This is a genomic window from Rhizobacter sp., assembly GCF_031412075.1.
Classification (GTDB): Bacteria; Pseudomonadota; Gammaproteobacteria; order Burkholderiales; family Burkholderiaceae_C; genus Rhizobacter.
Genome location: NZ_JANOCG010000432.1, coordinates 1 through 11,759 on the forward strand (window position 1 = coordinate 1; position 11,759 = coordinate 11,759).

The following is an 11,759-nucleotide window of genomic DNA, read 5'->3' on the forward strand; positions in this document are numbered from 1 at the left end:
GTTGCGTGTCACGCCAAAGTTCTTCCACAGCATGTCGCCGGGGAAGATGTTGGCCGCCACCAGGTCCTTGATGGCGTTGCCGTATTCGATGACGGCGTGCTCGATCTGCTGGCGGTTGGCTTCTTGCAGGTAGATGTTGAGCGGGATCATGCGCCGCTCGATGTAGACGTGGCGGATCACCAGCTCAGTGCCTTCTTCTTCGAGCAGGCTGGGGCAGAACTCCTTCAGCTCGGCGATCAGCTCTTCTTCAAAACGCACGCGCGGAAACGCCACGTTGCTGTACTCCAGCGTGTCGGCCATGCGGCCCACACGGTCGTGGGTTTTCACCAGCAGGTACTTGCTCTTGATGATCTCGCGCGTGGTGTCTTTTTGCGGCGGGTAAAAGTCCTTGATGACCTTGAACACGAAGGGGAACGAGGGCAGGTCGAACACCAGCATCACCATGCCCTTGATGCCGGGCGCGATGCGGAATTTGTCTGACGAGTGGCGCAAGTGGGCGAGAAAGTCGCGGTAGAACAGGTTCTTGCCCTGCTTCTGCAGGCCAAGTGCGTTGTAGATTTCCGAGCGCGGCTTGCGAGGCATCAGCGAGCGCAGGAACTGCACATAGGCCGACGGGATCTCCATGTCGACCAGGAAGTAGGCCCGCGCAAAGCTGAACAGCATCTGCATCTCGTCTTCACCAAACAACACGGTGTCAATCACCAGCAGGTGCGAGGCGGGCGAGTGCAGCACGGGCAGCGCAAACGGCGTTTCCTTGAAGCCGTTGATGATCTTGCCCACCATGTAGGCGCCCTTGTTGCGAAAGAAGAGCGAGCTCAGCACCTGGATCTGGAAGTTGGCGCGCGGCCTGAAGTCGCCCAGCTCGCGGGCCACGGCGTTGAGCACGTGGTCGACGTCGCGGCCGAGGTCTTCGAAGTCGCGCTTCAGCTGGAAGTTGCTGACCAGGCGCAGCCAGCTGTCGCGCAGCGTCTCTTTGGTGGGGTAGTAGGCGCGGTAGGTGGGCTGCGAGGCCGGTTCTTCGTTTTCGATGTATTCGGTGGAGACCGCAGGCCGCAGGAAGATGAAGTCGTTGTGGAAGTAGCTGCGGTGCAGGATCTTGGTGGTGACCGAGTTGAAGAAGGTCTCAGCCAGCTCGGGCTGGTGGTGGTTGGTCAGCAGGCCGATGTAGTGCAGCTTGACTTGCTGCCACACGTTCATCGACAGGCTGCTGGCCTTGAACTCGGTCTGCAGGCGTTCGGCCGCTTCGTCGACCCGCTTGTCGTAGAACTCGATGCGCTCGCGCTGCGCGCGCTGCTGGCCGTGCCAGTCGGCGGCTTCGTAGCGCTTCTTGGCCTGGGCGCTCGCCTCGCGAAAGAGTGTGTAGTGGCGGTCGAAGCCGTCGAGCATCGCGTTGGCGATGTCGAAGGCGCGCAGGTCGTTCAGCTCCTGCGGGAAGACGGCCATGCGCATCAATCCACCTCGCTCGGCACCAGATCAGGCGTGTAGCGCACACGGATCAGGTTGATCGCGTCTTCATATGCCGTCAGCGTGTCTTCGGCGCTCGACACCGTCACGCGCAGGTCTTGCAGCTGGCCGTTGTGCAGGCCATACACCCAGCCGTGCACCACCAGCTCCTGCTTGCGCTGCCAGGCGTCTTGCACGATGGTGGTCTGGCAGGCGTTGAGCGCCTGCTCCACCACGTTGAGCTCGCACAGCGCATTGACACGCTGGTTCTCGTCGACCATCTCGAGCCAGGCCTGGTGGCGGTTGCGCACGTCTTGCACGTGGCGGATCCAGTTGTCGGCCAGGCCGATGCGGGTGTCGTGCAAGGCCGCCGCCACACCACCGCAGCCCGAGTGGCCGACGATGATGATGTGCTTGACCTTGAGCATGTCGGTGGCGTACTGAATGACCGACAGGCAGTTCAGGTCAGAGTGCACCACCACGTTGGCCACGTTGCGGTGCACGAACAGCTCGCCCGGCAGCAGGCCCACCAGGTCGTTGGCCGGCACGCGGCTGTCGGCACAGCCGATCCACAGGTACTGTGGCGCCTGCTGCTTGAGCAGGCTGGTGAAGAAGCCGGGGCTGCGTGTTTCGGTGTCACGCGCCCAGCGCAGATTGTTTTCGAAGAGTTCTTTGAGTTCGGTGGTCATGGTGGGATTGGATCAGACAAGCGGGCAGCACCTTACATCGTCTCCGCAAACAGCTCACGGCCGATCAGCATGCGGCGGATCTCGCTGGTGCCGGCACCGATCTCGTACAGCTTGGCATCACGCCACAGCCGGCCCAGCGGGTAGTCGTTGATGTAGCCGTTGCCACCGAAGATCTGGATGCCTTCGCCGGCCATCCAGGTGGCTTTTTCGGCGCACCACAAGATGACGCTCGCGCAGTCTTTTCGCACCTGGCGCACGTGGTCGCTGCCCAGCGCATCCAAGTTCTTGCCCACGGTGTAGCAGTAGGCGCGCGCCGCCTGCAGCACGGTGTACATGTCGGCCACCTTGCCCTGGATCAGCTGGAACTCGCCAATGCTCTGGCCGAACTGCTTGCGGTCGTGGATGTAGGGCACCACGTTGTCCATCACCGACTGCATGATGCCCACCGGCCCGGCGGCCAGCACGGCGCGCTCGTAGTCGAGGCCGCTCATCAGCACACGGGCACCGCCGTTGAGCATGCCCAGCACGTTTTCGGCCGGTACTTCGACGTTGTTGAACACCAGCTCGCCGGTGTGGCTGCCACGCATGCCGAGCTTGTCGAGCTTTTGCGCGATGCTGAAGCCCTTCATGCCCTTCTCGACCAGGAAAGCCGTCACGCCGCGTGCGCCCAGCTCGGGTTCGGTCTTGGCGTAGACGACGAGCGTGTCGGCGTCGGGGCCGTTGGTGATCCAGAACTTGCTGCCGTTGAGCACGTACACGCCGTCACGCTCTTCGGCCTTGAGCTTCATGCTGATGACGTCGGAGCCTGCGTTGGGCTCACTCATCGCCAGTGCGCCCACGTGCTCGCCGCTGATGAGCTTGGGCAGGTACTTCTTGCGCTGCGCTTCGTTGCCGTTGCGTTTGATCTGGTTGACGCACAGGTTGCTGTGCGCGCCATACGAGAGGCCCACGCTGGCCGAGGCGCGGCTGATCTCTTCCATCGCGATCATGTGGGCCAGGTAGCCCATGCCGGCGCCGCCGTACTCCTCACCCACGGTCACACCCAACACCCCGAGCGCGCCCATCTTGCGCCACAGGTCCATCGGGAACTGATCGCTCTTGTCGATCTCGGCGGCGCGTGGGGCGATCTCGGTTTGCGCAAACTCGCGCACCGTGTCGCGCAGTGCGTCGATGTCTTCACCAAGCTGGAAGTCGAGGCCGGGCAGGTTCATGGCATGTCTCCAATCAAGCAGATTTTTTGGCAGCGTCTTTTCTCTCACCGTCGGCCAGCAGGCGTTTGGCCTCTTTTTCGTGCGTGCGCACTTCGTCGAGCGTGACGCTCAGGTCGGCCATCTGCTGCTCCAACTGCGCGCGGTGCAAGGCCAGCACGCTCAGGAACTTTTTCAGCTGGGCCTGCGTGTCGCGCGGCGACTCGTACATGTCGACCAGCTCTTTCACCTCAGACAGGGTGAGGCCGAGCCGCTTGCCCCGCAGCGTGAGCTTCAAGCGCGTGCGGTCGCGCGGTGTGTAGATGCGGTTGCGGCCCTTGCGCTGAGGCTGAAGCAGGCCGCAGTCTTCATAGAAGCGGATGGCACGCGTGGTGAGGTCGAACTCGCGCGCCAGCTCGCCAATGGTGAACGTGGCGCCGGGCGCGGGTGAAACCTGGGTGACAGCGGTGGCGGGCATGGCTCCCTACAATGACTCTCAATTGACGTATACGTAAAGTGTAGCCAACCCAGGCCCTCTGCATGAACGCCCTCGAACATGAACTGAGCTACCCCTTCGGCGACACCTTGCCGGAGACCGGCACGGCGATGGAGCTGGTACCGGGGGTGCGCTGGGTGCGCATGACCCTGCCCTTCGCGCTGGACCACATCAACCTGTGGTTGCTGCGCGATGAACTGAATGGCCAATCAGGCTGGACCATCGTCGATTGCGGCATCAGCAACGACGACACACGCGCCGCGTGGGAGCAGGTGTTTGCCACCCAGCTGCAAGGCCTGCCGGTGCTGCGCGTGATCGTCACCCACCTGCACCCCGACCACATTGGCCTCGCGCACTGGCTGTGCGAGCGCTGGACCACGCCCGAACACGAATGCAGGTTGTGGATCAGCGGCACCGACTACAACGGCGCGCGCATGGCCAGCAACCCGGCCACGGCGAGCACCGTCATCACACCGACCTTTGCCGCCAGCCACGGCATCACCGACTCCGAGGCCCTGCACAAGATCCAGACCCGCTCGGGCCACTACGCGAGCATGGTGCCCAAGGTGCCCGAGCGCTTTCGCCGCCTGATCGACGGCGACGTGATCCCCATCGGCGCGGGCCACAACAAAGCGGGCTGGCGCTGCCACGTGGGCTACGGCCATGCGCCGGAGCACATGTCATTGCACTGCGCCGACCTGGGTGTGCTGATCTCGGGCGACATGGTGTTGCCGCGCATCTCCACCAACGTGGGCGTGCACGAGAACGAACCCGAAGGCGACCCGCTCAAGCGCTACCTCGACTCGATCGAGCGCATGCGCGCCCTGCCCGCCGACGCGCTGGTGTTGCCTTCGCACGGCAAGCCCTTCCGCGGCCTGCACACCCGCATCGACCAGCTGAAGGCGCACCACGACGAACGTTTCGCCGAGGTGCTGCAAGCCTGCGCCGAAGCGCCGCAAAGTGCGGCCGACCTGCTGATGGTGTTGTTCAAGCGCAAGCTCGACCTGCACCAGACCACGTTTGCGATGGGCGAGTCGATCGCCCACCTCAACGCGCTGTGGCACACCGGCAAGCTGGTGCGGCGGGTGGGCAGCGACGGGGTGCACCGCTTCACGCGGGCCTGAGCGAGACCGCGCTCTAGCGCACGGTCCGACTCGGTCGATCACGGGCGCGCCACCGAGATCGTGAATTGTGGGAAGGTCGTGAAGGCCACTGGAGTTACGCCCATGCCGCGCATTCCAAGAAACACTAACTCAGACACCGTTTCAAAGGCCCCCGCCGAGTTGAGTACCGACTCAGCGCTGCGCAGGGTGTAGCCAGCGCGCGGGTTGTTCACCGCTAACGATTCGATGCGCGTTGCTCCTACAGCAGTCGCAGTGGCCTGTCGCGTGTAGGCACCCGTTACCGAGTCGCTGGAAAGAATGGTATTTGTTGACCTACCTGGTGCGCCTGGGACTTGCAACTGCCCGTTGACAGAGATGGTCCACCCGTCGCTCACCGTACCAACGGTCGCAGGCACATTGGTGCGCTGGCGCGTCGCGTAGCTGAAGCTGCCATTGCCGGCCAGTGACACCAGCATCAGCTCCCCGCCACCTGCTCGGTAGGCAAACGTCCAATCGGGATCATTGCCATCGGAAGATGTGTTCGTGAAACCTCCGCTGGAGTTGACAACACGGGTGATAGTCGACGAGGTAACCTCGACACATGTCTTGACGGCGGCGCAATAGGACAAGGCAGAAGAAACGCCGCTAGCGTTGAACGTGATGGTGGCAGCGTTTGGCGAATAGGCCGTGCCGGCATCGTTGCGCTCAAACCCGAGCTGATTCCATGTACCCGCCAGTTCGGCCACGGTGTGGTGTTGCTCAGGAAAGGCGATCGCGAACCCGTGGGTAGCGCCGCCATCAACAGCGTAACGCCATGCGATCACTCCCGCCTGTGACACGACGACATCTTCCGCACCACCGTCGTTCAGGTAGCGACACTCGCCATTGGGAACTAGCGTGCCAGTGTCTCCGTCCTTGTATGTGACAGACAGCGTGTTGGCATCAATCGTGATCAGGCCGGTTTGCGATGCAAGTTGCCCACTCCGATCAGGGGTAATGACGCGATACGTTCCACTACGCAGTGCTGCACAGTTGCTTGCAGCAGGCTGCAGCCGCATGCCGGCGGGCAAGGACACTGTGCCAACTGCCGCAATCGGGTTACGGCTGGCGGCCCCGCTCTCTGCAACCCATTGCCCAAACTGGCCGAACGAGACGCCGCTACTGACTAGCGTGGCTTCAAATGCCTCCAGCGCCTGGTCATAGGCGTTACCAGGCAGCAGCGGAGCCGAAAAGACGCTACCCAGTGCAGACAAGTCAATGCCGCCAGATCGCAGAGCGTCCACCACCGAAGCCGCCGCGACACTCACTTCACTTGCGCTTGCCGTTGCAGATGGAAAGCTGCTGTAGTAGTCCGCCGGGTCGCTGCCGGCCAGATAGGCAATCACGAGATGAGTTACCGGGGTAATGTGCGCGGTAACACTGGTGCCCGTTCCAGCAGCGACCGAATGCCACACCGTGCCACTCCCGGCCGTGACGCGCAGCACGCACGGCAATGCACCGCTGGCCACGGTGAGCGTGTAATTGCCATCAGAGCCAGTTGTAGCGTTTCCACTTCCAACGGCGCACTTGGTTTCCACCATGCTGCCCGCGATGACCGATCCCGTGGCGGCGGTGCCACTCAGTACGAGAGAGCCAGGGGGCGTCGGGGTCGCAGTGCCGACCTCGGGGTCGCCACCGCATGCGGTCAGCGTTGCCATTGCGACGGCACAGCAGGCCGCCAGGATCTTGCGATGATTCTTCAGGTAGGTGTTCATGAGTTCAACCTTTGGTATGGGACACGCACAGTCTTGGGCGCCCATCACGGGTCTGTCCTTAAGGTTCCTAAATCGACGCACATGTGCCACGCTGCCTGTTGCGTCCAAAAGAATCCTCTCCCTCGCCGACCTGCTATCGCTATGCTGGCTTCACCATGAACAGTGCCTATCGTTTCGGGAATGTGGTGGTCTTGCGCGATCGGCGCAAAGTGCTCGTCGACACCCGTCCGGCCGCGCTTGGTGACCGTGCCTTCGACTTGCTGCTGCACCTCATCGATCACCGTGATCGCGTCGTCGGCAAGGAGGAGTTGCTGGATAGCGTCTGGGCCGGCGCAGCAGTCGAAGAGGGCAATCTGCACGTGCACGTATCAGCCCTCCGCAGCCGTCTAGGTGCTGACGCAATCACCACGGTGCGCGGCCAGGGCTACCGTTTTACGGCAACCCTGGCCAACAACCTGGATTCGCAGTCGTCAAGTACAGACCGACTCGTCGAGGTTGACCCCTGCAAGGAACAAACCTCTCACCCCACAAGACCCCCGCTGGTCGGACGAGAGGAGCTTCTGCAAGAGCTGACTTCGGTATTGGCCGAACAAAAGCTGGTGACACTGACCGGTCCCGGCGGCGTAGGCAAGACGCGGTTGGCCCGAGCGGCAGCAGACAACCAGCTAGGGCGCTGGCGAGACGGCGTCTGGTGGATTGACCTCGCCGTTGTCAGCGATGCGGCCCGTTTGCCCATGGTGGTCGCTCAGGCCTTGGCCCTGTCTGTCAGCGGTGATACGCCCTTGGCCGTGCTTGCCTCACAACTGCGGTCAATGCAAGCGTTGCTCGTACTGGACAACTGCGAACACCTGATGGACGCTGCGGGTTCGCTCATTGAGGTTTTGCTAAGAGCGCCAGGCCTGGCACTGCTGACAACTAGCAGAGAACGCTTGGATCTACCCGCAGAACACGTCTTCGAGCTACCACCGCTCGCGCTTCCTGCCGCAGGAGATACCGCAGCTCCGGGTAGCTTCGGTGCTGTCACATTGTTTGCAATGCGCGCGCGCGAAGCCGAGCCAGGTTGGGCGCTAACGCCAGCCACTGCGGCGTGCGTAGTGGACATCTGTCGACAGTTGGATGGCCTGCCACTTGCTATCGAGCTGGCTGCGTCACGCCTGCCACTGCTCGGTCTGCGGGGGGTATATGACAGCTTGAGCGATTGCCTACGTGCACTGTCGGACGGCTCGAGACACGCCATCCCAAGACACAAGACCCTGCGCGCTGCTCTTGACTGGAGTCATTCATTGCTCTCGCAATCCGAGCAGGCCACGTACCGCCGACTGTCAGCATTTTCTGGCAGTTTCTCGTTGGATCTAGCCACCAAGGTATGCGCTGAGCCCAGCGAGGATCGCTGGATGTTTGTCGAGCGTTTTGACGCTTTGCTGCGAAAGTGTTTGATCTCGCGGGACCTGCACTTGCCAATGCGGTGGCGCCTATCGCAAACCACGCATTTGCATGCGCTGGAGAAGCTAAAACAACATGGAGAGGAAGGTGCCATACGGCGCGCCCACGCACGTGCAATGGCCCACACACTTCGCGTGATCGAAGATGCGCGTTTCTCGAGCGCAGAGCCTCAGGCTGAATTGGACAATGCCACAGCGGCCGAAATCGACAACATGTGCTCGGCGCTGGATTGGGCATGCAGTCCGAATGGCGACCGTCTGCTCGCGGCGGATCTTTTGGGCAACGCCGCCCGCGCTTTGTTCCTTCACGGTCGCAGCCATCAAGCACAAGCCTGGGTCAACGTCCTGGTACCGATGCCTCCGGGGCTTACCAACGAACAAGAGGCGCTGTTGCACACGGCATGGGCGTATCACCCGCCGAAATCGCTCCTGCGTGTTGAGAACCGCATCGAATCTCTACGTCGAGCCGTCGTCTTGTTCGAAAAGGTGAAGGACCCAAAGCGACGCGCCCAGACCTGCTGCCTTCTTGCGCAAGAGCTTGTCCGCAGCGGTGCGGGCGTTGAAGCAGTACAAGTCCTTGTCTCGGCGGCCCAGACTGAACACCCCGGTGATCCACCCCGCTTGAGGGCATGGCGTCTGCACGTGCAAGCCGAACTGAGCATGGAGTTCGGGCACGGCAGCGTCGAGTCACACGATTTACAAGAGACTCTGGTCGATCTCGAAGCTGTGGGAGATGGGGAAAGCCGGCTAGCCTACCTGCTGCGTATCGACCTCGCCTTGGTTCACCTCGTGCGCCGGGACTACCCGTCGGCGCGGGAAGGGCTACGCCGCATTCACGAAGAGGGGAAATCACAACAGCGCGGCAGCATGGCAATCGGGTGCCCGTATGGCTACCTGGCGCTGGCCGAAATAGCGCTGGGGTTGCTCGATGAAGCTCGCGACTCGTTAAACCTAGCACTCGACGCCGCGCGGCGTGCCAACACCGCCCACGAACTGGTGAACACACTAGCTTGGTACCTGACCAGTCGTGGACGATACCGTTCTGCCATCGAGCTACTAGGCGCTGGGCAGGCACGGCAAACCCTGCAGGGGGATGCTGTCAGCCAGTTCGATGCGGTATCACGTGCTGCCGCGCTGTCCCTTGCGAGCACCGCTTGCTCACCGTATGACATTCAGCGTTGGATTGACAGTGGGTCAGCATGGAGTGAAGTCGACCTGCGGCAGGCGCTGGAGGAGAAAAACCGGAGATATGCGCCTTGAAACGGCCGCTCCTGCCCGCCCCGTTCACATCTCGTCGATCGGGTTGGCCTGGGGCGCCTTGTCGTCGAGCGAAAAACGCTCGCGGGTGTTGACGTAGTAGCTGGCGCCAAAGCGTGCCACCGGAAAGTAGTCTTGCAGGCGCACGCGCCAGAGTTCGGTGTCGATCAACCCCTCGCGGGCATGCAGCCAGCGCACCTGGCCGATGAAGATCTGGCGGCTGGTGGTCTCCAAGGTCTCCCACAGCGTGCATTCAAACGCCACCGGCGCTTCGGCAATGCGCGGCGGCTTGACGACCTTGGACGGCCATGCGGTGAGGCCCACGTGTGACAACTCGCTCACGTCAGACGGCAGGCGATCGCCGCAGCGGTGCATCTTGGCGGCCATGGCTTCGTCGCTGATGTGCACCACGAACTCTTTCTCGCGGGCGATGTTGGCGGCGGTGTCTTTCAGGCTGCCGTCGTTCAGGCGATTGATGCTGACCATCACGATGGGCGGCTCTTCGCCCAGCATGTTGAACATGCTGAAGGGTGCGGCGTTGACGACGCCGCCTTCACTCAGCGTGGTGATGAGGGCGATCGGCCGCGGCACGATCAGGCTGGCCATCAGCTTGTAGCGCTGGTATTCGGTGAGGGTGGCGAAGTCGATGTCCATGGGATGCGTTTCAACCGGCGCTGCGGTAAGACTTGAACACGTCGCGCAAGGGTGCGGCGGTGCGGGCCGTGGGCTGCGACAAGGAGCGTTCGATCTCGTTCAGATGGCGCCGCATCTCGGTGCCCGCCGCGGTGCCGGTGCCGCCTTTGGCAATCACCTGCAGCAGCGTGCGGTGGCTGTGCGCCACACACATCGGCTCACCCGGCGCCTTGTACAAGGCCATCAGCAGCGAGGTGGTGGGCAAAAGTTCTTCCAACAGCCTCACGAAGATCGGGTTGCCGCTCATCTGCGCGAGCTTCAAGTGAAACTCGCCCGACAGGCGGATCGCCTCTTGCTTGTTTTGCGACTTGGTGGCGCGCGCTTCGGCCTCGACCACGTGCTTCAGCTCGGCCACCTGCTCGGCGCTCAGCTTGCCCACCAGGCGGCGCGCCACTTCGCACTCGACCACACGCCGCGCGTCGAACACATGCTCGCCGTCACGCCGCGTCGGCTCGGCCACCTGCGCGCCGCGGTTCGGGCGCAGCACGATCACGCCGTCCTGGGCCAGTTGGTGCAGCGCCTGGCGCACGAGGGTGCGCGAGACGGCAAAGGTGTCGGCCAGCTCTTCTTCGCGCAGGCGCGTGCCCGGCGCCAGGCGGTGGTCGATCACGGCCGCATAGATCGCTTCATAAACGCGGTCGGCCGCCATCACCGGCGCGGTGGGCTTTTTCGCGGGAGCGATCGGGCGTGCAGGCATGCGGCATTGTCGTCAATGCGCTGGAGCCGGCGGCTTGCGTTTGAGCAGCTTCATGAGCGCGAGCGTGCCGCCCATCACCGCGAACGACACCACGGTGGTCACCGTGCCCAACGCATAAATGGCCGGCGTGGTGACGGTGCTGGTGAGGCCTTGCAGCTCCAGCGGCAAGGTGTTGACGTCGCCGATGGCCTGCGAGGTGCGGGCGATCTCGTCCCAGCTGAGCGTGAAGCCGAACATGCCCACCCCCACCAGGCTGGGTGCGATCAGCGGAAGCACCACGTAACGAAAGCTTTGCCAGGGTGTGGCCCCCAGGTCGGCAGCCGCCTCTTCGTACGCCGGGTTGAAGCGGTTGAAGACCGCCAGCATGATGAGCAGGCCGAAGGGCAGCGTCCAGGTGAGGTGGGCGCCGAGCGCCGAGGTGTACAGGCCCATCACGGTGCCATAACCTTCGAGCCAGCCGCCCAGGCCCAAACTCTCGAGCACGGTTTTCAGCAGCGTGTCGACCAAGCGGAACTGCAGGCCGATGCCCAGCGACACCACGATCGACGGCATGATCAAACTCGCCACCGAGGTGTAGAAAAGCAGGCCCGAGCCCGAGAACTTCTTGCGGAAGGCAAGGCCCGCGCCGAGCGCCAGCAGCACGGTGCACAACATGACCACCGTGCCCAGCGCCACCGAGCGGCGGAAGGCGGCAGCGATGTCGACCACGCCCATGCCTTCCCACAGCTTGCCGAACCAGTGCAGTGACGCACCACGCATCGGGAAGGTGAGGCCGCCCTCCGGGCCCTGGAAGCTCAACACGAAGATGGTGAACATCGGGCCGTAGAGGAACAGCACGAACAGCCCGAAGACGAAGGCCAGGGCGTAGAAGGAACCAGGGCGCTTGCCTTCGTTCATGAAAGCACCCCTGCACACCACCGTTCGGGCTGAGCCTGTATTCCCGATCGCCCTGAGCCTGTCGAAGGGAGCCGGCGACGTGCACACAGGCCCTTCGACAG

The 11,759-nt window shown here is 63.0% G+C and carries 10 protein-coding genes; 2 read left to right on the forward strand and 8 right to left on the reverse strand.

Annotation, left to right across the window (positions count from 1 at the left end; translation table 11 throughout):
• From aceK to RMO40_RS16215, 4 genes are all read right to left on the reverse strand, one after another.
• Positions 1 to 1,449 (reverse strand): bifunctional isocitrate dehydrogenase kinase/phosphatase (gene aceK / locus RMO40_RS16200; RefSeq protein ID WP_309723619.1); only part of this gene is annotated, 1,449 nt, incomplete at its 3' end.
• The gene (gene can / locus RMO40_RS16205) at positions 1,449 to 2,132 is read right to left on the reverse strand and encodes a carbonate dehydratase (protein ID WP_309723622.1); all 684 of its coding nucleotides are present in this window, start codon (positions 2,130 to 2,132) and stop codon (positions 1,449 to 1,451) included. The genes aceK and can, both read right to left, overlap by 1 nt.
• 32 nt (positions 2,133 to 2,164) lie before the next feature.
• Positions 2,165 to 3,343, reverse strand: coding sequence for an isovaleryl-CoA dehydrogenase (locus tag RMO40_RS16210; protein ID WP_309723623.1), 1,179 nt, complete (start codon positions 3,341 to 3,343; stop codon positions 2,165 to 2,167).
• 13 nt (positions 3,344 to 3,356) lie between these two features.
• Positions 3,357 to 3,797 (reverse strand): MerR family DNA-binding transcriptional regulator, encoded by a 441-nt coding sequence (locus RMO40_RS16215; RefSeq protein ID WP_309723625.1) that lies wholly within the window; start codon positions 3,795 to 3,797, stop codon positions 3,357 to 3,359.
• Between the two features lie 62 nt (positions 3,798 to 3,859).
• Here RMO40_RS16215 and RMO40_RS16220 point away from each other — a divergent pair, with 62 nt between their 5' ends.
• Positions 3,860 to 4,939, forward strand: coding sequence for an MBL fold metallo-hydrolase (locus tag RMO40_RS16220; RefSeq protein ID WP_309723628.1), 1,080 nt, complete (start codon positions 3,860 to 3,862; stop codon positions 4,937 to 4,939).
• A gap of 38 nt (positions 4,940 to 4,977) precedes the next feature.
• On the opposite strand, the gene RMO40_RS16225 is transcribed toward RMO40_RS16220, so the two are convergent.
• Positions 4,978 to 6,672, reverse strand: a complete 1,695-nt coding sequence (locus RMO40_RS16225) for a hypothetical protein (RefSeq protein WP_309723630.1) — start codon at positions 6,670 to 6,672, stop codon at positions 4,978 to 4,980.
• A gap of 155 nt (positions 6,673 to 6,827) precedes the next feature.
• Here RMO40_RS16225 and RMO40_RS16230 point away from each other — a divergent pair, with 155 nt between their 5' ends.
• Positions 6,828 to 9,374, forward strand: coding sequence for a winged helix-turn-helix domain-containing protein (locus RMO40_RS16230; protein ID WP_309723632.1), 2,547 nt, complete (start codon positions 6,828 to 6,830; stop codon positions 9,372 to 9,374).
• 24 nt (positions 9,375 to 9,398) lie between these two features.
• Here RMO40_RS16230 and RMO40_RS16235 read toward each other — a convergent pair whose 3' ends face one another.
• Genes RMO40_RS16235 through RMO40_RS16245 form a run of 3 tightly spaced genes read right to left on the reverse strand, consistent with a single transcriptional unit; the run spans position 9,399 to position 11,658 of the window.
• The gene (locus RMO40_RS16235) at positions 9,399 to 10,025 is read right to left on the reverse strand and encodes a flavin reductase (RefSeq protein WP_309723634.1); all 627 of its coding nucleotides are present in this window, start codon (positions 10,023 to 10,025) and stop codon (positions 9,399 to 9,401) included.
• Positions 10,026 to 10,035: 10 nt separating this feature from the next.
• Entirely contained in the window at positions 10,036 to 10,761 is a 726-nt protein-coding gene (locus tag RMO40_RS16240; RefSeq protein WP_309723637.1) for an FCD domain-containing protein, read from the reverse strand.
• 12 nt (positions 10,762 to 10,773) lie between these two features.
• Positions 10,774 to 11,658 (reverse strand): ABC transporter permease, encoded by an 885-nt coding sequence (locus RMO40_RS16245; RefSeq protein ID WP_309723639.1) that lies wholly within the window; start codon positions 11,656 to 11,658, stop codon positions 10,774 to 10,776.
• Positions 11,659 to 11,759 lie beyond the last annotated feature (101 nt).